The organism is Rhizorhabdus sp. P4_G6 (assembly GCF_056401045.1).
This window is the reverse complement of sequence record NZ_JBFUKC010000026.1, coordinates 1-22,816: the sequence shown is the minus strand read 5'-3', so window position 1 is coordinate 22,816 and position 22,816 is coordinate 1. Positions and strand designations below refer to the sequence as shown.

At 67.4% G+C, this 22,816-nt stretch carries 27 protein-coding genes; 8 read left to right on the top strand and 19 right to left on the bottom strand.

Translation table 11 applies throughout. From position 1 onward, the window contains the following. Positions 1 to 4: 4 nt before the first annotated feature. A complete protein-coding gene (locus AC1DPF_RS17430) occupies positions 5 to 427 on the bottom strand; it encodes a hypothetical protein (RefSeq protein WP_477872689.1) in 423 nt (140 codons plus the stop codon). Between the two features lie 139 nt (positions 428 to 566). Between AC1DPF_RS17430 and AC1DPF_RS17425 the strand changes: the two genes are divergently transcribed. The 4 genes from AC1DPF_RS17425 (at position 567) to AC1DPF_RS17410 (ending at position 4,556) form a co-directional block, all read left to right on the top strand. Next, positions 567 to 1,826 (top strand): ATP-binding protein, encoded by a 1,260-nt coding sequence (locus AC1DPF_RS17425; protein ID WP_477962604.1) that lies wholly within the window; start codon positions 567 to 569, stop codon positions 1,824 to 1,826. A gap of 69 nt (positions 1,827 to 1,895) precedes the next feature. Further along, positions 1,896 to 2,594, top strand: coding sequence for a phosphate signaling complex protein PhoU (gene phoU, locus AC1DPF_RS17420; protein WP_477962602.1), 699 nt, complete (start codon positions 1,896 to 1,898; stop codon positions 2,592 to 2,594). After that, positions 2,594 to 3,292: a phosphate regulon transcriptional regulator PhoB gene (gene phoB / locus AC1DPF_RS17415; RefSeq protein ID WP_477872695.1), complete on the top strand. Its 699-nt coding sequence runs from the start codon at positions 2,594 to 2,596 to the stop codon at positions 3,290 to 3,292. Before phoU ends, phoB begins: the two co-directional genes overlap by 1 nt. A 199-nt stretch (positions 3,293 to 3,491) precedes the next feature. Beyond that, the gene (locus AC1DPF_RS17410) at positions 3,492 to 4,556 is read left to right on the top strand and encodes a hypothetical protein (RefSeq protein ID WP_477962600.1); all 1,065 of its coding nucleotides are present in this window, start codon (positions 3,492 to 3,494) and stop codon (positions 4,554 to 4,556) included. 129 nt (positions 4,557 to 4,685) lie between these two features. Here the strand turns inward: AC1DPF_RS17410 and AC1DPF_RS17405 are convergent, their stop codons facing one another. The 4 genes from AC1DPF_RS17405 to AC1DPF_RS17390 form a co-directional block, all read right to left on the bottom strand. Beyond that, positions 4,686 to 5,021, bottom strand: a complete 336-nt coding sequence (locus AC1DPF_RS17405; RefSeq protein ID WP_477962598.1) for a DUF2794 domain-containing protein — start codon at positions 5,019 to 5,021, stop codon at positions 4,686 to 4,688. Beyond that, complete coding sequence (gene epsC / locus AC1DPF_RS17400; RefSeq protein WP_477872701.1) at positions 5,021 to 5,752, bottom strand: serine O-acetyltransferase EpsC; 732 nt, start codon at positions 5,750 to 5,752, stop codon at positions 5,021 to 5,023. The genes AC1DPF_RS17405 and epsC overlap by 1 nt, the downstream gene beginning before the upstream one ends. A gap of 142 nt (positions 5,753 to 5,894) precedes the next feature. Next, positions 5,895 to 6,416 (bottom strand): alkylhydroperoxidase, AhpD family, encoded by a 522-nt coding sequence (gene ahpD / locus AC1DPF_RS17395; protein WP_477872703.1) that lies wholly within the window; start codon positions 6,414 to 6,416, stop codon positions 5,895 to 5,897. A gap of 119 nt (positions 6,417 to 6,535) precedes the next feature. Then, entirely contained in the window at positions 6,536 to 7,081 is a 546-nt protein-coding gene (locus tag AC1DPF_RS17390) for a peroxiredoxin (protein WP_477872705.1), read from the bottom strand. A 103-nt stretch (positions 7,082 to 7,184) separates the two neighbouring features. Between AC1DPF_RS17390 and AC1DPF_RS17385 the strand changes: the two genes are divergently transcribed. Next, positions 7,185 to 8,084 carry a LysR substrate-binding domain-containing protein gene (locus tag AC1DPF_RS17385; protein ID WP_477962596.1) on the top strand — a complete coding sequence of 300 codons (900 nt, stop codon included), beginning with the start codon at positions 7,185 to 7,187 and terminating at the stop codon, positions 8,082 to 8,084. 277 nt (positions 8,085 to 8,361) lie between these two features. On the opposite strand, the gene AC1DPF_RS17380 is transcribed toward AC1DPF_RS17385, so the two are convergent. The 5 genes from AC1DPF_RS17380 to pgsA are packed head-to-tail and all read right to left on the bottom strand — an operon-like array spanning position 8,362 to position 10,850. After that, positions 8,362 to 9,054, bottom strand: coding sequence for an anti-sigma factor (locus AC1DPF_RS17380; protein ID WP_477962594.1), 693 nt, complete (start codon positions 9,052 to 9,054; stop codon positions 8,362 to 8,364). Next, entirely contained in the window at positions 9,047 to 9,580 is a 534-nt protein-coding gene (locus AC1DPF_RS17375; RefSeq protein WP_477872710.1) for a sigma-70 family RNA polymerase sigma factor, read from the bottom strand. Before AC1DPF_RS17375 ends, AC1DPF_RS17380 begins: the two co-directional genes overlap by 8 nt. 2 nt (positions 9,581 to 9,582) lie before the next feature. Further along, positions 9,583 to 10,023: a molybdenum cofactor biosynthesis protein MoaE gene (locus AC1DPF_RS17370; RefSeq protein WP_477872712.1), complete on the bottom strand. Its 441-nt coding sequence runs from the start codon at positions 10,021 to 10,023 to the stop codon at positions 9,583 to 9,585. Positions 10,024 to 10,031: 8 nt separating this feature from the next. Then, positions 10,032 to 10,289: a molybdopterin converting factor subunit 1 gene (gene moaD / locus AC1DPF_RS17365; RefSeq protein WP_477872714.1), complete on the bottom strand. Its 258-nt coding sequence runs from the start codon at positions 10,287 to 10,289 to the stop codon at positions 10,032 to 10,034. A 9-nt stretch (positions 10,290 to 10,298) separates the two neighbouring features. After that, the gene (gene pgsA / locus AC1DPF_RS17360) at positions 10,299 to 10,850 is read right to left on the bottom strand and encodes a CDP-diacylglycerol--glycerol-3-phosphate 3-phosphatidyltransferase (RefSeq protein WP_477872716.1); all 552 of its coding nucleotides are present in this window, start codon (positions 10,848 to 10,850) and stop codon (positions 10,299 to 10,301) included. Between the two features lie 214 nt (positions 10,851 to 11,064). On the opposite strand from pgsA, the gene AC1DPF_RS17355 reads away from it, so the two are divergent. Next, on the top strand, positions 11,065 to 12,330 hold the full coding sequence (locus tag AC1DPF_RS17355) for an MFS transporter (protein ID WP_477872718.1): 1,266 nt from the start codon (positions 11,065 to 11,067) through the stop codon (positions 12,328 to 12,330). A gap of 216 nt (positions 12,331 to 12,546) precedes the next feature. On the opposite strand, the gene AC1DPF_RS17350 is transcribed toward AC1DPF_RS17355, so the two are convergent. Next, positions 12,547 to 12,846, bottom strand: a complete 300-nt coding sequence (locus AC1DPF_RS17350) for a hypothetical protein (RefSeq protein ID WP_477962591.1) — start codon at positions 12,844 to 12,846, stop codon at positions 12,547 to 12,549. Between the two features lie 253 nt (positions 12,847 to 13,099). Between AC1DPF_RS17350 and dinB the strand changes: the two genes are divergently transcribed. Then, positions 13,100 to 14,224, top strand: coding sequence for a DNA polymerase IV (dinB, locus tag AC1DPF_RS17345; protein ID WP_477962589.1), 1,125 nt, complete (start codon positions 13,100 to 13,102; stop codon positions 14,222 to 14,224). A gap of 26 nt (positions 14,225 to 14,250) precedes the next feature. On the opposite strand, the gene lov is transcribed toward dinB, so the two are convergent. The 7 genes from lov to htpX form a co-directional block, all read right to left on the bottom strand. After that, positions 14,251 to 15,315 carry a blue-light-activated histidine kinase gene (gene lov / locus AC1DPF_RS17340; RefSeq protein ID WP_477962587.1) on the bottom strand — a complete coding sequence of 355 codons (1,065 nt, stop codon included), beginning with the start codon at positions 15,313 to 15,315 and terminating at the stop codon, positions 14,251 to 14,253. A 61-nt stretch (positions 15,316 to 15,376) separates the two neighbouring features. Next, positions 15,377 to 15,835 (bottom strand): hypothetical protein, encoded by a 459-nt coding sequence (locus AC1DPF_RS17335; protein ID WP_477962585.1) that lies wholly within the window; start codon positions 15,833 to 15,835, stop codon positions 15,377 to 15,379. Positions 15,836 to 16,133: 298 nt separating this feature from the next. Continuing rightward, a complete protein-coding gene (locus AC1DPF_RS17330) occupies positions 16,134 to 16,658 on the bottom strand; it encodes a glycine cleavage system transcriptional repressor (protein ID WP_477872726.1) in 525 nt (174 codons plus the stop codon). A gap of 242 nt (positions 16,659 to 16,900) precedes the next feature. Continuing rightward, entirely contained in the window at positions 16,901 to 18,628 is a 1,728-nt protein-coding gene (locus tag AC1DPF_RS17325) for a heparinase II/III family protein (protein WP_477872728.1), read from the bottom strand. A gap of 10 nt (positions 18,629 to 18,638) precedes the next feature. Then, positions 18,639 to 19,301 (bottom strand): ribulose-phosphate 3-epimerase, encoded by a 663-nt coding sequence (gene rpe, locus AC1DPF_RS17320; RefSeq protein ID WP_477872730.1) that lies wholly within the window; start codon positions 19,299 to 19,301, stop codon positions 18,639 to 18,641. A 68-nt stretch (positions 19,302 to 19,369) separates the two neighbouring features. After that, positions 19,370 to 20,638 carry an RsmB/NOP family class I SAM-dependent RNA methyltransferase gene (locus AC1DPF_RS17315; RefSeq protein WP_477872732.1) on the bottom strand — a complete coding sequence of 423 codons (1,269 nt, stop codon included), beginning with the start codon at positions 20,636 to 20,638 and terminating at the stop codon, positions 19,370 to 19,372. Positions 20,639 to 20,699: 61 nt separating this feature from the next. Then, the gene (htpX, locus tag AC1DPF_RS17310; RefSeq protein ID WP_477872734.1) at positions 20,700 to 21,656 is read right to left on the bottom strand and encodes a zinc metalloprotease HtpX; all 957 of its coding nucleotides are present in this window, start codon (positions 21,654 to 21,656) and stop codon (positions 20,700 to 20,702) included. Positions 21,657 to 21,725: 69 nt separating this feature from the next. Here htpX and AC1DPF_RS17305 point away from each other — a divergent pair, with 69 nt between their 5' ends. Beyond that, positions 21,726 to 21,905 (top strand): DUF1674 domain-containing protein, encoded by a 180-nt coding sequence (locus AC1DPF_RS17305; protein WP_477872921.1) that lies wholly within the window; start codon positions 21,726 to 21,728, stop codon positions 21,903 to 21,905. An 8-nt stretch (positions 21,906 to 21,913) separates the two neighbouring features. Here AC1DPF_RS17305 and AC1DPF_RS17300 read toward each other — a convergent pair whose 3' ends face one another. Continuing rightward, positions 21,914 to 22,732 carry a hypothetical protein gene (locus tag AC1DPF_RS17300; RefSeq protein ID WP_477872736.1) on the bottom strand — a complete coding sequence of 273 codons (819 nt, stop codon included), beginning with the start codon at positions 22,730 to 22,732 and terminating at the stop codon, positions 21,914 to 21,916. Positions 22,733 to 22,816 lie beyond the last annotated feature (84 nt).

The window sequence follows — 22,816 nt, the reverse complement described above, 5'->3', positions numbered from 1 at the left end:
GGGCCTATTGACGGCTGGGGCTCTGTAGCGAGGCATAGCAGGTATAGCCCTGCTTCCCGATGCTCAGCTTCTGGATATAAGCGTTATAGGCATCGGTCTGCGCCCCGCTGTAGCCCGGATAATCCGTCCCATATTTCAGTGAATTCTTGACATCCTCGCCACGCAGAGGCGCCGACGGGGGCGCGAAGGAATCCTTGCTGTTCTTTTTCACCAGCGTTCCATCCGACTTGATCCACTTGTCGGCGTTGGCGCTGTCGGGGACCGGTACCGAACAGGTGAGCAGCGATGTTGCGGCCTGGGCGATGCCCGGGCGAATCGTGACCACCGCGGCGGTGCCGAGCGCACCGATCCGCAGCATCGCACGGCGTGTCTGGGCCTGGTCTGCGCGGTGCGCGCCGCCTTCCGGCTGTTCGTCCTCGTCACGCATAATCACCCCCACACGCCCCAGGCGCGCTCGTCTTACCGCCGATCCGGTTTCGATGCGAGTGCCAGAATGATGCTGGGCGGGCGCGAGCGACAGCTTATATGTCCGATAGATTTCACAATTCGGTTATAAAGGGGGTCTGATGAAGCACGAACCCTTGCCGCCTCCCGGGCAGGACGCCGCGATCACCGGCCGCATGGCGGACCGGCCGATCCTGCGCAGCGTCGCCGCGCTTCTGGTCGTCGCAGGGGCTGCCCTGCTGCTGTCGGCCCCCCTGATGGCAGCGGCCGTGGCCGGGCTCGTCGCGGCGGGCTTCGCCTGGCGCGCGCGCCGCTGGGAGCCTGCATCGGCCGCGCTGCCGCCCGCCCCGGCGGTCGACATGGCGGATCGCACCGAAGAACTGATCGATGCCGTCGACGATGTCCTGCTGATCCTCGATGGCCAGCGCATAACCCATGCCAATGCCGCCGCCCGCCGGCTGTTCGGCGCCGAGAAGGTCGAAGGCGATTTCCGGCTGGCGCTCCGCCATCCTGTCGCCGCGGAGCTGGTCGCGGCCGATCGTGAAACCGAGACACCGGTCGAAATCGCCGGGCTGGGCGAGCCTGACCGGCGGTGGGCGATGACGGTGCGCCGGCTTGCCGGAGGCAACAGGCTGGTGACGCTGCGCGATCGCACCGACAGCTGGATCGCCGAACGCATGCGCGTCGATTTCGTCGCCAATGCCAGCCACGAGCTGCGGACCCCGCTCGCCACCATCCTGGGCTTCATAGAGACGCTCGGCGAGGGCGGCGGCGCCGAAGATCCGGCGATCCGCGCGCGCTTCCTCGGGATCATGCTGGGCGAAGCGAAGCGGATGCAGCAACTCGTCGACGACCTGATCTCGCTCTCGCGGATCGAGGCGGACCGCTTCGCCGTCCCGCAGAACGGGCTGGCGCTCGGGCCGGTGATCGATGAAGTCGTGGGGGTGATACGCTCCGGTCTGCGCGGCGAGGCCGACCGGAACCGCATCGAGCTGCGGGTGGAGCCGGTGCCGGCGGTCCGGGGGGATCGTGTCCAGATCGGCCAGCTGCTCCACAATCTCATCGGCAATGCGCTGAAATATGGTCGGCCGGGTACGCCGATCCGGGTGTCGCTCACGCAGGTCGGCAGCAAGGTCCGGCTGCGTGTCGTCGACGAAGGCGAGGGCGTCGCGCCGGAGCATCTGCCCCGGCTGACCGAACGCTTCTACCGCGTCGATCCCGGACGCAGCCGCGCGGTGGGCGGCACCGGGCTTGGCCTCGCGATCGTCAAACACATTGCCGAGCGTCATCGTGCGACGCTCGACATCGCGTCGCGGGTCGGCGAGGGCACGGCTGTCACTGTCACTTTTCCGATGGCGGCGCCGGATACGCTGTCATCATAGTGCAACAACCGGCCCCCATAGGCGTCGTCAAAGCGGCGCTGGCCTCTGGCGCTCAAGGAAAGTGAAACCATGGCAACGGGACATACGGTAAAGGCGTTCGACGAGGATCTGGGACAGCTCCGGGCGCTGATATCGGAAATGGGCGGCAGGGCGGAGGCGGCGATCACCGGCTCGCTGGAAGCGCTGGTCAACCGCGACCTGGAATCCGCGGCGCTGATCGTCGAGGGCGATCGCAAGATCGACGAGCTCGAGGCCGAGATCGAACGCCGGGTGGTCCGTCTGATAGCGCTGCGCGCGCCGATGGCCGACGATCTTCGCGAAGTCCTAGCCGCGCTGAAGATAGCGGGCGTGGTCGAGCGCATGGGCGATTATGCCAAGAATATCGCCAAGCGCGCACCGCTGCTGCAGGACGCGCGCGGCATGGAGGCGATGTCGGTGCTGCCGGAAATGGGCAAGGTCGCGACCGAGATGGTGCGCAACGTCCTCGATGCCTTCGTGCTGCGCGATGCCGATGCCGCGGTCGCGGTCTCCGCGCGCGACCGGGCGGTCGACGACTTCTACAACAGCTTGTTCCGCACGCTGTTGACCCACATGATGGAAAATCCGCAAAACATCACCGCGTCGACCCACCTGCTGTTCATCGCCAAGAATATCGAGCGGATCGGCGATCACGCGACCAACGTCGCCGAGATGGTCTATTTCGCGGCGACCGGCCGGCAGATGGCCGAGCGGGCGAAGGGCGAGGACCCCCTCGCCGGAGACGCCTGATGGCGCGTGCGCGCGTCCTCCTGGTCGAGGATGATGCCGCGCTTGCCGAGCTCGTCAGCTGGCATCTTGAACGCGAGGATTTCGACGTCGAACGCACCGGCGACGGCGAGGAAGCGATCCTGCTCGCCCGCGAGACGCCGCCCGATCTCGTCCTGCTCGACTGGATGATCGAAGGCGTATCGGGCATCGAGGTCTGCCGCAGGCTGCGCCGCATGCCCGACACGGCCAATGTGCCGATCATCATGCTCACCGCACGCGGCGAGGAAGAGGATCGCGTGCGCGGGCTGGAAACCGGCGCCGACGATTATGTCACCAAGCCCTTCAGTCCGCGCGAACTGCTCGCCCGGGTCGCGGCGGTGCTTCGCCGGGTGCGTCCGGGGCTCGCCGGCGAGCGGCTGGCCTATGCCGATATCGAGATGGACACCGCCAGCCACCGCGTGCGCCGCGGCGGCAGCCCGATCATGCTCGGGCCGACCGAGTTCCGGCTGCTCAGGCATTTCCTCGAACATCCCGGCCGCGTCTTCTCGCGCGAGCGGCTGCTGGATTCGGTCTGGGGGAGGGACAGCGACATCGAGCCGCGCACTGTCGACGTGCACATCCGCCGGCTCCGCAAGGCGATCAACCTCGCCGATGCTCCCGACGTGATCCGCACCGTCCGCTCCGCCGGCTACGCGCTGGACAGCGAGGGCATGATCTAAAACTCAACCCCTCTCGCTTCAGGGGAGAGGGAGGGGCTCGCCGCGCCGCTGTGGGAGGGTGAGGGCACGCGGTTTCCTCTCCCGCCTATCCCGAGCTAATCCTCTTCGTGCCCCACCCGGCCCGAGCGGACAGGGCTTAAGTGTATTGCCATAATAACACAGCAATGTTATCACACCCCCGGATCATCGGGAGAGTCCTGTGTATAGCGAGAGCGATATCAACGGCGCCGTCGAGGCGGGGGCGCTCAGCGCGGAGGCCGCCGCGTCGTTCCGCAGCCATGTCGCCGCGTTGCGCGCCATACCGGCGGCGGACGAGGAGAGCTTCCGGCTGCTGACCGGGTTCAACGATATCTTCGTGTCGATCGCGGCGGTGCTGATGCTGGTGGCGATGGGCTGGCTCGGCAACATGGTCCGCCTGTTCGCCCCCGAATATGGCCCGGCACCGGTCGGGGGCTTCGCGGTCGCCGCCACGGCCTGGGGGCTTGCCGAATATTTCACGCGTGAGCGGCGCATGGCGCTGCCCAGCATCATCCTGCTGCTTGCCTATGCCGGTGGCGTATTCGGCGGTTTTTCCGTGCTGTTCGGCGGGATCGCCGGTGCACAGTCGGGCGATGAACGGACGATGGCGCTCGTCATGGCCGGCGCGGCGGCGCTGACGGCGGGCGCGGTCTGGCTGCACTGGCGCCGTTTCCAGGTGCCGATCACGGTGGCCGCGGGGGCGGCGGCGCTCGCCGGCCTGCTGCTCGCGCTCGCCGTCGCGGCGGTGCCGGGCCTGGGCGAGCATGTCCTCAAGCTGATGCTGCTCGCCGGGTTCTCCGTGTTCGCGCTGGCGATGTGGTGGGACATGAGCGATCGGACGCGCACCACCCGCCGCTCCGACGTCGCCTTCTGGCTGCACCTGCTGGCCGCGCCGATGCTGGTCCATCCGATCTTCGCGATGATGGGCATGCTTGAGGGTACCGCCGCGCCCGCGCAGGCCGCGATCGTCGTCCTGCTGTATATCGGGCTCGGTTTCGTGGCGCTGGCGATCGACCGCCGCGCGCTGATGGTGTCGGCGCTCATCTATGTGCTCTATGCGCTGTCGAGCCTGATCGAGCAGAGCGGCGTGGTCGACCTCTCCTTCGGCCTCACGGCGCTGATCATCGGTTCCGCGCTGCTGCTGCTCTCCGCCTTCTGGACCGGCGCCCGGCGCTTCGTGGTGGGTCTGCTGCCGGCGGACATGGCGGTGCGGCTGCCGGTGACGGACAGGCGCGTGGCGGCCTGATTCAGCTATTCTCGTCATGCTGAACTTGTTTCAGCATCCACGCATCCACCCGGATGAAAACCAGGAGAAGGGGTGGATCCTGAAACAAGTTCAGGATGACGCCGACGATTTACGAGCCGCGCGTGCCGATTACTCGCTCACCAGCTTCATCAGCCGCCGCTCGACCGGCGCCAGCACCGGGCCGAGTTCCGGCCCGCGCTTGAGGATGGCGCCGCCTTCCCCGATCAGCGCCCACATGCCCTGGCGGTTACGCAGGGCGGGGCGTTTCTCGATGCGGTATTCGGGCCGCTCGGCGGCGCGGCGGAATGCCGCGAACGACGCGGCGTCGCGGCCGAGATCGATCGCATAGTCACGCCACAGGCCGGCGGAGACCATGCGGCCGTACAGATCGAGGATGCGAGAGAGTTCGAGACGGTCGAAGCCGATCTGCAACGGCTTTCCCGGGAAGGGAGATACCGTGCCCATCAGGCGCGTTCACGGTCCCCGGTGATTTTCGCCTCAGCAATCTTGGCTTCCGCAATCTTTTCCCGTGCGGCATCGCGTTCGTCGATCAGCATCGCGATGCGGCCCCGCAATGTCTCCAGCTCGCAGCGCAATATCTCGAGCTGCTGGGTCTGGGGATCGAAGCGTTCGCTGCACGGCGTGCCATAGGGCACGAAACCGCGCTGATATTCACGGGCATCGACCAGCATCGGCTTGGCGGGGATGCCCACGACCACCTGGCCCTCCGCGACATCGCGGGTAACGACGGCATTCGCGCCGACCCGCGCGCGCCGGCCGATCGTGATCGGGCCGAGGATCGCCGCGCCCAGGCTGACGATCGCGCCGTCGCCGATGGTCGGGTGGCGCTTGCCGCCTTCGCCGCTGGTCGGGTTGGTGCCGCCGAGCGTGGCGCCCTGGTAGATGGTGACGTCGTCGCCGACCACCGCGGTCTCGCCGATCACGACGAAGCCATGATCGATGAAGAAGTTGCGGCCGATCTGTGCGCCGGGATGAATGTCGATCGCGGTGATCATCCGCGAGAAGTGGTTCACCAGCCTGGCGAGGAAATAGAGTTCCGCCTGGAACAGCCAGTGCGCGATGCGGTGCAGACCCAGCGCCAGGACGCCGGGATAGAGCAAAACCTCCCAGCGCGAGCGCGGCGCGGGATCCCGGGCCTTGATCGAGTCGAGATAGGAAATCAGTCCGTCGAACATCGGCCTTCCTTCAGGGACCACGCAGCGCGAACCGCCAATATAGGACGACCGTTCCGTGCTGGAAAGATGTTCCTGAGCGGTACGTGATAGGCTGGGCTTATCTGGCAGGGAAAATCCTCCCCCGGAGAGGGAGGATTCCTGCTCAGGCCGCGGTTGCGTGAACCGTCGCGGCCGCCTTGATCACGGCCCCGACGCGCGCGGCGGTCTGGATCACGTCGCTGGCGACCTCGTGCTGGCGCAGCACCTTCTCATGGCTGTCGATGCACAGTCCGCACCCGTTCATCGCCGAAACGGCGAGGCTGAACAGTTCGAAGTCGACCTTCTCGATGCCGGGCGAGCCGATCACGTTCATCCTGAGCTTGGCCGGCATCTGCCCATATTCCTTGTTCGAGGCGAGATGGACGAAGCGGTAATAGACATTGTTCATCGCCATGACGGCGGCCGATGCGCGGGCGGCGTTCGCCGCTTCGGGGGTCAGCTTGCCCACCACCTCGGCCTCGGCGGCGTCGACGATCGGCTTGTAGCCGCTGCCGTGGGCGCAGGCGAGCAGCAACCCATATTTGCGCTGGTCGCTCAGCGTCTGGTCGCTGAGCAGCGAGCCGACGTTGAGCCGGATATCCTTTGCATAGTCCGGCAGCGCGTCGGCAAATTCCTTGAGGGACATGGGGGGCTCCTGTTGGGAAGACTCGAACAAAAAAGGGGCGCGGAGGTCCGTCAGGAGTCCTCCACGCCCATTAGGCCGCGCCGTGGGGGGCTCGGCGCGGCGGCTACCTGAAGAGGGGATCAGGCAGCAGGCTTGAGGACCTCTTCACCGGCATGCCAATTGCACGGGCACAGCTCGTCGGTCTGAAGCGCGTCGAGCACGCGGATCGCCTCGGCCGGGTTGCGGCCCTGGTTGAGGCCGTTGACCGTGACGTGCTGGATCACATTGTGCGGATCGACGATATAGGTCGCGCGATAGGCGACGCCCGCTTCGGGGTCGACGATGCCGAGCGCATTGGCGAGCTTCTTCTGGTTGTCGGCGATCCACGGGAAATCGCACTTGGCCAGGCGCTCGTCCGACTTGCGCCACGCGAAATGGACGAAATCCGTATCGGTCGAGGCGCCGATCAGCACCGCGTCGCGATCGGCGAAATCGCGCTGCAGCTCGCCATAGCCGATGATCTCGGTCGGGCAGATGAACGTGAAGTCCTTCGGCCAGAAGAACACGACCTTCCACTTGCCACCGCTATTGCCGGTGTCGATCGTCTCGCCTGCGGGGAGTGCGGACGTGCCCTGCTGGACCGGAAGAACCAGGGCGGGAAACTTGTCACCAACGGTAAGGGCCACTGTGTATCTCCTAGGGGCTTTGGTTTGGAGCACGTCTGATGGCAGGGTGGACCTTAGCAATCAAATTGATTATTCCGCCAGCAATGATCGAGTGAGGCGATGAATGGCCACCTATCTTCCCACCCTCAAGCAACTTCAATATCTGGTCGCGCTGCGCGACCACGGCCATTTCGGGCGCGCAGCCGAAGCCTGTTTCGTCACCCAGTCGACATTGTCCGCCGGATTGCGCGAACTGGAGTCGCTGATCGGCATCACCCTGGTCGAGCGCACCCGCCGGGTCGTGCGGTTCACGCCGCTTGGCCTGCGGATCGCCGACAAGGCGCAGCGCGTGCTCCGCGAGGCCGAGGAACTCGGCGATCTTGCGCGCTCGGCCGGCAAGCCGCTGTCGGGCGACCTGCGCATGGGCGTCATCCCGACCATCGCGCCGTTCCTGCTGCCGCGGATCCTACCCAGGCTGCGCGCGGCCTGGCCCGACCTGAAGCTCTATCTTCGCGAAGAGACCACCAGCGCCGCGTGCGACTCGCTTCATCGCGGCCATGTCGACTGCGTGCTGCTGGCGCTGCCTTATCATTGCGGCGACATTGAATCGGTCGACCTGTTCCTCGACCGGCTGTTCATCGCGTTTCGCGACGGGGAGATTCCGGGCAGCGCGCATACGATCAGTGCCGATGCGATCGATGAGAGCCGGCTGCTGCTGCTCGAGGATGGCCACTGCCTGAAGGATCATGTCCTGTCTGCGTGCAATCGGCCCGAGCTGCGGGCGGAGGCGGCGATGCTCGGCACCTCGCTGCACACGCTGGTGCAGATGGTCGACAACGGCTTGGGCGTGACGCTGCTGCCGGCGATGGCGCTCGATGCGGGCATCCTCGACAACACCCATGTCGTCGCCAAGGGGCTTGATGCCGAACATCCCTCGCGCCGCATCGCGCTGGCCTGGCGGCGGGGCTCGCCGCGCGAGAAGGAGTTCAACCTGCTGGCAGAGGCGCTGCGCGCGGCGGAGTGATCGCCCCTTTACCGCGCCTATGGGCTTCACACTTCGTCACTCGCACGAAGAGATCATCGAACATGGCACTCCATGGGTTCCAACAATACCTTCACCTGCAATACGGTTGCTGAGCGCCTGCCTTGCAGGCAGCCGAAGGGCTGGGATGACGAACAAAAGGAAAATGTGTGAAGGCCGTAGCTGCCGAAGCGGGGATGACGGGGAAGAGGCTTTCCGGCTCCGTCATCGCCCATTCATCGAACAGGTGGAAAAGGCGCCCGGTAGGTTGCGTCGCGTATCAGCTGGTCGGCAGGGTGATCATCCGGCCCGAATAGACAACCGGGCCGGTGGGCAGGCCCGTGGGCGATCCGCCACGCGGCTCCACCGACACCGCGATGGTCATGTCCTGCTTGATGTCCAGCGCCATGCGATCAAGGGCCGTGGCGCCCTCGTCGTGCATCAGGCCGATCGATCTCGGGGCTGCCTTGCCGGCGATCACCCATAGTTCGAGGCTATGGCCGGGGCGCGGTGAGACGTTGACCGGGGTTACCCGCATTTTCCTGGTTGCCTGATCATAGGTGACCAGCAGCGCCGGAGCGCCCCCGCTTTCGCTGAGCGCGGCCACCGACTGGAACAACGGTGGCCGCGTCGGCTGGGTCACCGATGGAGGCGCCACGAGCCGCGGGCGCAAGGCCAGGCCCGAACTCACAACGGCGAGCAGCGCGGCGGCGGCGGTTGCCGCCTGCCAGCGGCGCAGCGGGCGATTATCGTTGGCCGGGCGGGCGCCGACGTCGATCCGGTCAATGAGGCCGGCCGGAGCCTCGACCTCCGGCACCGCGAGCAGCAGCGGCGACAGGCGCTCCTCCCAGCGGGCCACCGCCGCGGCCGCGTCGCGATCGGTCAGCAGGCGGCGCTGGAATGCCCGCCGCTCCGCCTCGTCGAGCGTGCCGAGCACATATTCGCCGGCGAGCATGTCGATGTCGTCAGCCATCCAGGCAGCCCTTCAGCCGGGCGAGGCCGCGGTGCAGCCAGCTCTTGATCGTGCCGGTCGGATGACCGAGCCGTTCGGCCAGTTCCTCGCGGCTCTCGCCGTTCAGATAGGCCGCCAGGATCAGCGCGCGCTGTTCGGGGTCGAGCCGGTCCAGGCAGGCGCGCAGCGCCGCCATGTCCTCGGCCGAAACCCCGCCGGCTGGATCGCTCATCGCGTCGAAGTCGAAATCCTCATCGCGGATGCGGCCGCGCGGGTGCTCGCGGCGCCGCAGGTCGATCGCCACGTTGCGCGCGATCGTCGCCGCCCAGGTTATCGGACTGCCGCGCCGGGCATCATAGCCCGCGGCATTCCGCCAGATCTTCGCATAGGCATCCTGCATCGCGTCTTCAGCCACCGACCTTTCGGGCAAGATACGCAGGACAACTCCAAAAAGTTTTGCCGATGTCCGCTCGTAGAAACGCGTGAAGGCGACGCGGTCGCCATCGGCGATGGCGGCCAGCAGGTCGGGCAGCTCCTGTACGCTCATAGCTATTTGGTCCAACGCGCGGCAGCTTCGTCGTCTTCCGCCCGCGCTTCGACCCAGCGGCTCGTCCCGTCCGCGAAATATTCCTTCTTCCAGAAGGGCGCGCGGGTCTTGAGCCAGTCGATCAGGAAGGCGGTCGCCTCGAGCGCGGCGGCGCGGTGCGGCGAGGCCGCGGCGACCAGCACGATGCGCTCGCCGGGCAGCAGCCGGCCGTGGCGGTGGATCGCGGTGACGCCGAGCAGCGGCCACCGCGCCGCGGCATCCTCGGCAATGCGGGTCATCATCGCCAGGGTCACGCCGGGATGATGTTCGAGTTCGAGTGCCGTCAGCCCCGCTCCGCCGCGCACGATGCCGGTGAAGCTCGCTACGCCGCCCCCGCCGAGCGCTTCGAGCCTGGCGAGCTCGGCGCCGACGTCGATCTCCCCGGTATCGACCAGGATTCGCATCTCGGCGCTCATCCGCCCGTCACCGGGGGGAAGAGCGCGATCTCGCGCGCGCCGGCGATCGGCGTCTCCGGATCGGCGAAGGCATCTCCGATCGCGGCGCGGACCTGGCCGCGGTCGGCGAACGCCTCCGCATAGCCGCCGCCACGCGCCGCGAGCCACGCCACCAGGTCGGCGAGCGTGACGACCTCGTCCGGGGGTGTCACGGTCTCGGCGCTGCGGCCGATCGCTTCCCGGATGCGTGCGAAGTAGAGGATTTCGATCACCATGTCGCTGGCCTAGTCCATGTGCTTGATGCCGACGCGCAGATAATCCCAGCCGGTGATCAGCGTGAGCGCGGCCGCGGCCCACAGGCTGAACAAACCGAGCTGTTCGATCCATCTCCACTCGGGAACGGCATTGCCGAGGATGATGGCGCCCAGCGAGACGAGCTGGAGGGTCGTCTTCCACTTGGCGAGCTTGCTGACCGGCACCGACACCTGGACCCCGGCGAGGAACTCGCGCAGCCCCGACACGGCGATCTCGCGCAGCAGGATGACCAGCGCGGCGATCGTCGCGAAGCCGGAGACATCCCGCGTCAGCACCAGCATCAGGATGACCGCCGCCACCATGATCTTGTCGGCGATCGGATCGAGGAAGATGCCGAGCTTGGACACGGCTCCCTGCGCCCGCGCCAGATAGCCGTCGAAATAATCGGTGATCGCCATCAGCGCATAGAGGCCGAACGCCAGCCCATATTCGAACTGCCGCGGCTCGGGCCACAGCAGGAAGACGAGGATCGGCACCGCCAGGATGCGGGAAAGCGTCAGGATGTTCGGCAGCGTCAGCATCTGCAGGATGCTCTAGCGTGGATGAACGCAAGAGATAAGCCCCCGCCTGCAGGCGGGGCGCGACACCAACCCCGGAAAGAATGGATCGGCCATATCGCGGGAGTCCCGGAACTGACCCGCGCTGCGGTTATCGGGCTTGGACCTCGCCACTGCTATCGGCTATGGGAGCGCCCGAACGATGCCGGCAACGACACATAAGGCGCAATATCCCCCTATGACCCCGTCTTTCCGGCTTCTCGCCAAGCGCCGGTTCCTGCCGTTGTTTGCCACCCAGTTCCTGGGGGCGTTCAACGATAACCTGTTCCGGACCGCGATGATCATGCTCGTGATCTATCGTATCTATAACGATCCGGCGCAGGAGGCGGCATTCTCGGCTGTCGCCGGCGGGTTGTTCATCCTGCCATTCTTCCTGTTCTCGGCGCTGTCGGGCCAGCTCGCCGATTGCCACGACAAGGCGCAGATCATCCGGCTGGTGAAGACCGCCGAGATCGTCATCATGATCGCCGGCGCGGCCGGTCTCATCCTCGGCAATATCCCGTTGATGCTGCTCGCGCTGCTGTCGATGGGCGCCCACTCGACCTTTTTCGGCCCGATCAAATATGCGATTCTGCCCCAGCACCTCGAGGATGATCAGGTGCTGCCGGGTACAGGCCTGGTCGAGGCGGGCACCTATATCGCGATCCTTGCCGGCACGATCGTCGGCGGCATCATCCCCTCCGAGCAGGCGGCGGTCGGCGTGCTGGCGGTGGCCTGCCTCGGCTGGCTGACCGCCCGGCAGGTTCCCCCGGCACCGCCGATGATCCAGGACGCCGGGGTCGATTTCCACATCATCCGCTCGTCGATAAAGCTGGTGTCGGACACGATGCATGTCCGGCGGCTGTTCCTTGCCATCTGCGCGATCAGCTTCTTCTGGGCACAGGGCACGGTGCTCGCGGCGCAGTTCCCGCCGCTCGTGAAGAATGTGCTGGGCGCCAACCAGGACGTGGCGACGCTGTTTCTTGCAATTTTTTCGGTCGGAGTCGCGATCGGCTCGATTGCGGTCAACCGGATCCTCGGCGGCACGGTGTCGGCCCGCTGCTCGCCCATCGCGGCGCTGGTGATGGGCGCATTTGTCTGCGACCTGTGGTGGACCGCCCATTCTTGGCCGGTGCCGCAGGGTCCGCTGCTTGACTTCCGGGCGTTCATCGCCGCGCCCCATGGCGAGCGGGTGATGATCGACCTTCTCGGCGTCGCGATCGCCGGCGGCATGTTCGTGGTGCCCCTCTACGCCTTTCTCACCACCACGGTTGCCAAGGCGCAGACCGCGCGGACGGTCGCTGCGAACAACATCGTCAATTCCGGCGCGATGGTGGCGGCGACGCTGATCCTGGCGGGAATGGTGCATATGGGCGTGTCTGTCGCCGAGACGCTGCTGATCGTCGCGGTGGGCAGCATCGGCGCCGCCTGGCTGGCCTGGCTGTTGCACAAGGCCTGCGACTGACCGGCTCGGCCGTCGGCTATGACGGTCAGGGCACCAGTGCGCTGAAGGCGATGATGCCCAGCACATAGGCCAGCAGAAACAGCCGCAGGTCGTAACGCCAGCGCTCGCTAGTCGGGTCGAATCGCATCGGTCTAGAATGGAGGAGGGCGGCGCGGCTGTGAAGCCGCGCCGCCCTCCATGTCCGCCTTTGCCGTCCCGCGTGGGGACAGCCAGGCTTCAGCCGTTGACCGCCACCGATTCGGGCGTCTCGTGCGAGGGCGTCTGCTCGTTGCGCGAGCGGAACCTGGTGATGTTGTCGCGTGCCTGGTCGATGCGCTCATGCGCCATCGTCGACAGATCATCCGCGGCCTTTTTCAGCCGCTCGCCGCTGCTCGATGCAACGTCGCGGAGCCGGTCGCGGTTCATGAAGATCGCAAAGCCGGCGCCGACCAGGCCGGCAAGCACGCCAAAAGCAATCGATACGCTGGTCCTGTCGGTGGGGACCTTCTTGACGGCGCGGGACGCGCGGGTGCGCACCGACCGCACGGCCGTCTTCGCCTCATCGGCGAGGGACTGGGGGCGCGCAGATGAGCCGGCACCACGCTTCCTGGGAGCAGCTTTCGCGACAGTCGAACGCGACCGCGTAGATGTATTTCTAGAAGCCATGATCGTTTCTCCTTGGAATCGAGCAAAAAACGCGAGGGCAACGGGGGAGTTCCGTTGCGGGGCGAGGCCGGCGATGAAACGGCCTCTGGCGCGGGCCGGCGCTCTGTTGTATCTGCTTTGTTCCATGGATCGACCCGAACAGGCGCTGGCACCCGATGGTTCGGCCGAAGGCGGCCGCAAGATCATCCACATCGACATGGATGCCTTTTATGCGTCGGTCGAGCAGCGCGACGACCCGGCGCTGCGCGGCAAGCCGGTCGCGGTGGGCGGCACCCGCGAACGCGGCGTCGTGGCGGCGGCAAGCTACGAGGCGCGCAGATTCGGGGTGCGATCGGCGATGGCTTCGGCCGTGGCGCGGCGGCAGTGCCCGGACCTTGTCTTCGTGCGGCCGCGTTTCGACGTGTATCGCGAGGTGTCGCGCCAGATCCAGGCGATCTTCGCCGACTATACCGATCTGATCGAGCCGCTCTCGCTCGACGAAGCCTATCTCGACGTTACCGAAAACCACCAGGGAATCGCGACCGCTACCGATGTCGCCCGGGCGATCCGCGCGCGGATCAGGGAGGAGACGGGGCTGACCGCGTCGGCGGGCGTCTCCTACAATAAGTTCATCGCCAAGTTGGCATCGGACCATAACAAGCCAGACGGCTTGTGCGTGGTCCGCCCCGAACAGGGGCTCGACTTCATCGCGCGCTTGCCGGTGTCGCGCTTCCACGGCGTCGGGCCGGTGACGGCAGCCCGGATGGAGAAGCTCGGCATCCATTCGGGCGCCGACCTGCGCCGCTGCAGCCGCGAGTTCCTGTCGCAGCAATTCGGCAAATCGGGCGATTATTTCTATCTCGCCGCCCGCGCGATCGATCATCGTCCGGTGCGTCCGGATCGGGTGCGCAAGTCGATCGGGTCGGAGAATACCTTCTTCACCGACCTTTACGCGCATGAGGATCTCGCCGCGGCGCTGACCGAGTCTGCGGAGACGGTCGCGCGCCACGCCGAGCGCACCGGGAAAGCGGGGCGCACCGTGTCGATCAAGTTGCGCTATGCCGACTTCCGTACCCTGACACGAGCCCGCACCTTGCCGGCGCCGATCGCCGACGCGGCGCGGATCGGTGAGGTCGCGCTCGGGCTGCTCGCCGCGCTGGAGCCGGTCCAGCAGGGGGTGCGCCTGCTCGGGGTGACGTTGTCGAGCCTCGGGGAGGGCGAGGAGGAACTGATCGTTACCGCCGAGCAGCTCGCGCTCGCGCTGGAATAGCGTGGCGGCCCGCGTCCGCCGGACGCTCAGGCTTTCGACGCGCGCCGATCCACGCGCAGATCGTCGCCGACCCCCGTCGGGAACTCCAGCCTGACCGACAGCCCATCATTCGCCCAGCGGAACTCGCTTGTGCCGTCCAGCTGGCGTCGGATCACGCCTTCCGCGATGTTCAGCCCGAATCTCGTCGCAGCGGGTTCTTCGATGGGCGCCGGAAGGCCCGACTCGCGCCACTCGATCTCTGCCCAATGATCCCGGGCGTTCCAGCAGACCTCCATCTGGCCATCCGGACGCGACAGCGCTCCGTGGCGCTCCGCATTGGTCCGCAGTTCGTGGATCACCAGTGCCAGTGGCTGGACGATCCGTGCGGCGACCGGCAGAGCCGGCCCGCCCGCGCGTATCCGAGCACCCCCATGGGCGGGTATCTCCAGGCTCAATATTTCGTCGAGCGTCGCTCCGGCCCACCCGTTCCGGGCCAACAGCCTATGCGCGCGCGTGAGCGCATCGATCCGGTCGTTCACGACCCGGGCATAGGATTGGGCGTCGTCGGCGCTGCTGAGTCTGACGATGCTCTGCACCAGCGCAAGCGCATTGAGCGCCCGATGGTTGACCTCCATCAGCAACAGGCGTTCGGTTTCCTCCATCGCCCGGGCGCGGCGTTGCTCCGTCGCTTCGCGCTGCGAACCGAAATGGTAAATGAGTTGGCCGTCCTCGTCTTCCACCGGGCTTATCGAAAGCTGGTTCCAGAAGGCCGAGCCATCCTTGCGATAGTTGAGCAGCTCGACATCGACACGCCGCCGCTCGCGCAAGCCGCGGCGGATCTCGTCGATCGCCGCAGGATCGGTCTCCGGGCCCTGCAGGAACCGGCAATTGCGGCCGATCACTTCATCGGCATCATAGCCCGTCAAATCGAGAAAAGCCTGGTTGGCCAGTACGATCGGGCTGTCCGGCTGTCTTGGATCGGTGACCATCATCGGCGTGCGCGTGCGTTCCACCGCAACGAGGGCAAGTTCGCGTCTGTCGCGCAAAGCTTCGCACGCGGCTGCCGCTGGAGCGTCTCCTTCGAACGCGGCTCCGGCCTTGTCTCCCCTCATTCGCGCGCCTCTTTTCAAACAAGACATTGAGAACGCTGGATTTTAACATGGGTTGCAATCGTTACGCGCGCTTCAGGCGCCGGGCGTTTGCGGTTGCGGTGCGATGCACTGGGGCCAGGCCAACCGCCCCAAGCCTAGCCATATTCTCGGCGCTGGTGACGACATAGGCGGTGGTGCGCGCTGCCAGCTCGATAAGCTCTGCCATGCTGGGCGCGCGGCCCCGTGCGAACAGCGCTCCGAGATGCTGTGCCTCCGCGAGGAAAGCTGCCTGCATGGCCCAGCACTGACGAGCGATCGCGATACCGGCGCTGGAGAATGCCTCGACCTTTTCCGGTACCATCTTCGCGAGCTCGACATAGTTGCCATCGACCGGCGAGCGCATGGCTGCGGCCATCATGTCCGAGCGCTTCTGCACGACCTCGCCGGACGCCTGCATCAGATCAGAGGCGCGATGGCCGGTGCGGGAGATGTCGAACCCTGCTGTCGCGAGGCGCATCCAGGCGGTGAATGGGTCGATCATCAGCTTCTCCGGGATAATAGGGGCTCGCTGGCTATAACGCACCAGCCGACCCGCGGGGCCAGGGCCTGGAAAATTGCGTCAGCTCCGCCGCTGCTGGCTTGCTACGATGTGCGTCCCGGCGAGACGCGGGCCGCTGCTGCGCGCCGCTCACGGCTCGCCGCGAGGCGTCGGCGCGTGGCATCCGGCAACAGCCGCAATTTTCGAGCTGCGCCTTGGTCGCTGGCATCGCGGAGCAGCCTCGCCGGTGTCCGGGGCGTACCTTGATCCAGTGGCGGGCCTGGATCTGGCGGAGAGCTGATCAGGCGACTTCCGGATGCGCGCTGAAATCGACCATGATTTCACCCGATATCCGCTCGAGCGCCTCGCGGACTGTGTCGGTCGATATGTTCGAGGGGATCAGCAGGCGCGCCTTCGCGCGGAACAGCGGCGCGCCAGACCACGCGCTGTCCTCGATCGCGGTCGCGAAGTCCTCGATGTTGACGTCCAGGCCGGCAAGAACCGTGGTCACTTCGCGGACGATGCCCGCGCGATCCTGACCGACGATCTCGATCACGAGCGGCTCGCCGCCGCGCCGGGCTGTGCCCGACGAGGCGATGATGTCGACCTTCAGCCCCACCGCGTCGATCCCGCGCGCTGCCGCTTCCAGCTCAGCCAGCCGCGCCTGCGGCAGTTCCACGAGCACCGACCCCACATATTTGCCGCCGAGGCGCGACAAGTGGCTCTCGAGCCAGTTCCCCCCAGCCGCATAGACGGCGTCGGCGATCGCGCGCGTCAGGCCGGGCCGATCGCTGCCGACCACCGTGAGGATTACCGAATGGTTCACGCGACCTCTCCAGCCAGAGCCTGATCGTTCAAGGTGGAAGCGCTACGCGCTTTCACCGAAAGGGTGAATCGGGCTTTTTATCTATGGTTTAGACCTTGATTCACGGCTCGGGCTGATTCAGCCTGAACCGATCAGGGTCTAGCCGGGCGATGGTGCGCGGTTTCCGCCGCAATCGCAATCGTCGCGGGCAATTGGACGATCGATTCGGCCTGCCGATGGACCGCCGCGCCGGAGGATATCGATCAACCGGATTTGGCGAGGATCCAGGTGACCTCGATGCCCTGTGCGGCCACCGGGCCGGCTATCACCAGCTGACGGGTCGGTTGCGGGCGTCCGCGCGAGTCGATCCACACGCTGTCCTCGATCGCCACCTCGCCGCCGATGGCGCGGAAGCGCCACAGCGCGCCTTCCCCGATCCGCAGCAGCGCACCCGAGCCGTCGGCCGTAGCGGAGACCTCGACGCCGGGCGCCAGGTGGAAGCGAATCGCATAGTCGACCCCGTTGCCGCGCGCGCGCCGGCCCTGCGGCAGCAGCGCATCGAGGCCGCGCACTTCGCGGCCGCCGGGCCCGATCGTGATCTTGCGGCGGTGCGCCATCCCGAACCTCCGGACATAGCCGTCGTGGCGCATGTCGATGACGCTGCCGTGCAGATCCTCCTGCCGATCGAGCTCGAGTTCCGACACCCCCTTCCCCAGGGTTCCGTCGGAATGGACCGCGGTCGAGTTGCTGTCGTCGATCACCAGGGTGGAGTGGGCGGCGGTGCTGCGCAGCGCCTGGGCGAGATCGGGATGCAGCGCATTGTTCGCGCCGCGGCCTCCGCCGCAATTGACGATCAACCGCCAGGGACCGTCGGACAATTCCATGGCCAGCGTCGAGGCACAGGCATCGGCGGCGAAGCGCGAGATCGGCGGCGGGGCGGCGTCCACGACGATGCGGGTCTGTCCCATCGACAGGCGCTGATAGCCCCATTCGCGCGACTGCCGCAGCGGCCGTGCGCGAATGCCGGAGGCCGTGACGACCGCGTCGATCCTGCCGCCGTCGATCGGCGCCGAGCCTTGCCAGCTCGATAGCCCGCCATCGCCCAGGCTCAGCCCGAGCAGCGGCGGCACCGCCCGGCCGAGCGCCTCGCTGAAGGCGACGGGCGGGGTCTGGCCGCGCATCTCGTAATAGCGCCGCAGCATCGCCAGCAGGGCGACGAGATCCATCTGCTCGACCGGCGACCGGCTGACGAGCCCGCCGTCGCCGTGCATTGCTGCGTCCAGGGCGCGGGCAAGACCCCTCTCGCCATGGATCTGGCGCAGCTCGCCGCCCGGGATCAGCAGGCCGGCAGCGACCACGCCGATCCAGGCAGCGATGCGCGCGAGCCCGGGCGCGGCCTTGTCGGCGCTGCGATCGAGATGCTTGGCGCCGCGGTTGAGCGCGTTGAGGACCGGGCCGCGCAGTTCGTCGGACGACATGATCAGCGGCGCGTGGCAGCCCCAGAACAGGATGCGCCGTCCCCACAGGTCGGGGCGCCACGCCGCCTCGTGGATCTGCCGGCCGAACGCGTCCAGCCAGCGGCGGGTCAGCAGCTCCGCGATCGGCGCCACCCGCTGGCGCGGCCCCGCGGCGCTCAGGTCGCGCAGCCAGGCGAAGCTCTGGAGATGGTCGCTGAATGCCGCGGACATGGCGCGCGGCCGAAAGTCATAGCCCTCGATCGTGACGCTCTCGCCCTGCCACAATATCTCCCCGTCCAGCATCGCGCCGCCGAGGCGAACCATGCCTTCGATCGGATCGGCCGGCACGTCGTACAGCTTGAGCGGATAGTGGCCGCGCAGCCGCAGCCCGTGGACGGGGGTGCGCCAGGCCAGAGCGTGCAGTCGTCCGGCCAAGCGTTCGGCGAGCGAATGGCTCTTGTCGTGCTCGACGCGGATCAGGCGTCGGCCAGGCTCAACGCTGTCGCCGTAGCCGGGCCCGCCGCCCTCGCTCATCACGCGATGCTCACGCCTGCTTCAAAGCCGCGATGTTGCCGGCATAGGCCGTCGGGCCGCCCTTGAAGCTGGCGGTGCCTGCCACCAGCACGGTCGCGCCGGCGGCGATCGCGCGCGGGGCGGTGTTGACGTCGATGCCGCCGTCGACTTCGAGATCGATCGCCTTGCCGGTCTTGTCGATCATCTTGCGGATCGCCTCGATCTTGCGCAGCTGGCTGTCGATGAAGCTCTGCCCCCCGAAGCCCGGATTGACGCTCATCACCAGCACGAGATCGATGTCATCGATCAGATAGTCCAGCATCTTGGCCGGGGTCGCGGGATTGAGCGAAACGCCGGCCTTCTTGCCCAGCGCCTTGATGCGCTGGATGGTGCGATGGGTATGGGGGCCGGCCTCGGGATGGACCGTGATGATGTCCGCGCCGGCATTGGCGAAGTCCTCGAGGAACGCATCGACCGGCGAGATCATCAGGTGGACGTCGAAGGGCTTGGCGCTGTGCGGGCGCAGCGCCTTCACCACCGCGGGGCCGATCGTAATGTTCGGCACGAAATGCCCGTCCATCACGTCGACATGGATCCAGTCCGCTCCCGCGGCGTCGATGGCGCGGACTTCCTCCCCCAGCCTGGCGAAGTCAGCGGAGAGGATGGATGGCGCGATGCGGATGGGGCTGGTCATGATTGCCTCGGATTAGCGGGGTGGGAAGGGGCGGGCAAGCGCGCGCGGCCATCGGCCTGCTTCGGCCGTCATGTGCGCCTGAACCGTGCGATGAAGAAGCCATCCGCGCCGCCTTCGCCGGCAAGGGCGCCCGGCCGGATACGGACGCGACCGACCTTGTCCGGCACGAAGCCGGGCGGCAGCTCGGCGGCGGCGACGGGGTCGAGGCGCCAGTCGGCGTGGCGCGATAGGAAGGTCTTGGCGATCTGCTCGCCTTCGTCGGCTTCCAGCGAGCACACGGCATAGATCAATACGCCGTTCGCCGTGACCAGCCCTGCGGCATGGTCGATCAGCCGGGCCTGCATGTCCGCCGCCTCGGCGATGGCCCGCGGGCCGGCGCGGTGGAGGACGTCCGGATGGCGGCGGAAAATACCGGTGGCGGAGCAGGGCGCGTCGAGCAGCACGCCATCATAGGGGGCGCCATCGGCGAAGCCGGCCGCGTCGGCGACGGCGAGAGCGGCGCTGAGGCCGGTGCGGGCGAGGTTCTCGGCGAGACGTCCCATCCGGGCTTCAGACAGGTCGACCGCGGTCACGGCCCAGCCATTGCTGGCCAGCTGCATCGTCTTGCCGCCGGGCGCCGCGCACAGGTCGAGCGCGCGCCGACCGTCGCCCTTGCCGAGCAACCGGGCCGGGATCGACGCCGCGATATCCTGGATCCACCACAGCCCCTCGTCGTAGCCCGGCAGATCGACGACGCGACGTCCGGCGGGGATGCGGACATGATCGGAGGCCAGGCTCTCGCCTTCGAGGCGTCCCGCCCAGTCGGCGAGGTCGACGCCGGGCTTGAAGCTCAGGTCGACGGGAGGCGGCGCCGCGATCGAGAGCCGCGCGGCTTCCACCGCTTTCGCGCCCCACGACCTGGCCCAGCGATCCGCCACCTCGGATGGCAGGTGCGGGGGGTCGGGCAGGGTGCCGCCGTCGCGCAGCACATGGGCGAAAACGCCGTGGACCAGCTTGCGCGGGCCGCCATCGACCAGCGGCAGCACCGTCGCGATGGCGGCATGCTGCGGCGTCTTCATGGCGAGCGCCTGGACCAGCGCCATGCGCAGCACCATGCGGGCCTTGGCATCCGGCGGCAGCGGGCGCTCGGTGGCGGCATCGATCAGCGCATCGAGATCGCCCGTGCGGCGCAGCACTTCTGCGGCGATGGCATGGGCGAAGGCACGGTCATCCGCCCGCTCCAGGTCGCCGCAGGCGCCATCCATCGCGGCTTCGAGGGGCAGGCCGCGGCGCAACACCGCATCGAGCAGGCGCAGTGCCGCGCGGCGGGTGGCGGTTCCGGTGGGATCTTCTTTCACCCGCGCGCTTTAGCCGTTCGCACCGCGCGAAGTCGAGGGATGTGGTCCGAAGACCGGAAGTTCAGCCCCGCCCGCGCGGATCGAGAGCGCTGCTCCGCCGCTTGGTCTTCGGCACCGACGAGATGGCGGCGCGGCGCGGCGGCGTTGTCATCGGCGTGACATTGCGCGATCGAATCGGCACGCCCATCTCGCTGGCGATCATCTCGAGTTGGGCGATCCGGTTCTCGGTCGCGGGGTGGGTCGAGAACATGCTGTCGCCGCCGCGCTGCACGCCCGGCACGATGTACAGCGCTGCCGCGGCCGGATTGCGTTCGACCACCGGGTTGGGGATGCGGGCAGCGCCCTGCGCGAGCTTGGCGAGCGCCGATGCAAGGGCGCGCGGCTTGCCGGAGATCTCCGCGCCGCCGCGATCTGCGCCATATTCCCGCGAGCGGCTGATGGCCATCTGCACCAGCATCGCGGCGAACGGCGCAACAACGACCGCGAGGATCGTCGCCAATATCTGCCCGCCATCGCGGCGGCCATTGCCGAAGAACATGCCGAAGTTGGCGAGCATCGAGATCGCGCCGGCGATCGTCGCGGTCATCGTCATGATCAGCGTGTCATGGTGGCGGATATGGGCGAGTTCGTGCGCCATCACGCCCTCGATCTCGTCGCGGTCGAGCATGCCGAGCAGGCCGGTGGTCGCCGCGACCGCCGCGTTGGCCGGATTGCGGCCGGTCGCGAAGGCGTTGGGATGCGGGCTGTCGATCAGGTAGACGCGCGGCATCGGCAGGCCGGCGCGGCGTGCAAGCCCATGGACCAGGCCGACGAATTCGGGGCAGGCGGAGGCATCGACTTCGCGCGCGCCATGCATGCGCAGCACGATCTTGTCGGCGTTCCAGAAGGTGAACAGGTTCATGCCCGCGGCCACCAGCATCGCGACCATCGCTCCGCCGGAACCGCCGATCGTAAAGCCGAGTGCCATGAACAGCGCGGTGAGCGCCGCCAGCAGCATGGTCGTCTTCACCATGTTCATCTTGCCTTTGCTCCTTCCAAAGCCAATGTGGGGAAGAGTGCGGCGCTCTTCAATCATGCGCGGCCAAGGATGATCGCCATGTCCGGAAAACGCCCACCCCATGTCAAACCCCCGGCGCACCTTTCGCCGAACACGCCGGTTCCTGCTCCCGAGGAGATCCGGCCCGAACCGGAGTCGGGCGGTCGCAACGGACCGGATCCCACCCGCTATGGCGACTGGGAGCTCAAGGGCGTGGCGGTCGATTTCTGACCCGTGATCTAATCGGGATTGTTCGCCGGCTGCAGCAGCGCCGCCGTTTCGATCCGATCCAGTGCGACGCGCGCCTGGACGTAGCGGCGCGCGCTGGCGATCCAGGCCGTGGCGGCCTTGCGGCCGGGCAGGCGCGCGATCTCGGCCAGCGCGGCGTCGACATGCCCTGCGGCGAGATCATCGCGGGCGCGGGCGAGCCGGTCCACCGGGGCGACCGATGGCGCCGAGGCGCTGCGGATCACGATGACGTCCGCCAGTTCGCGGCGGAAGCCTTCCCACCAGCCTTCATTCGCCGAAGCCATCGATAGCTGCGGCTCGAGCGCATCGAGCTGATCGCGCAGCTGGTCGACCGTGACTGGCTGGCGCGAGGCGCTGATCACCACCGCGACGGCCTGCGGTTCGATGCTGCCGAAGCGGTCGCGCAACACGCCTTCCAGATAGCCGAGCGGCGCACCGCGGTCGATGGCGCGGCGCGCGGCGAAGGCAACGAGCAGGCCCTCGGCGCGATGGGCTTCGCTCGTAGCGACGGCGGCGCGCTGGCCGATATCATCGATCTTGTCCTCGATCGTGTCGATCCGGCGGTCGACGATCGTCTCGACCACCTCGGTCGGCGGCGCGGGCGCGATGTTGACGAGCGCAGGGCGGGGTGGCGGCGCGGGCGTGGCGATGACCGGGGGCGCCGGCTTGACGATCTCGGCGACGCTGTCGAAGCGATGGAACAACCAGGCCATGGCCGCCATGCCGAGCAGCAGCGCCACCACCATCGACGCCAGGATCGGCGTCCACGACCGGCGTCGCTGGCTATAGGGGTCGACGGGATCGGGCATGCTCGGCTCGTCTCTTTTCGCTCTCTGGCCGTCTTATTGGCACAGCCGCGCCGCCGCCGCCAGCAGCGCCGCGTCGTCGGGCTT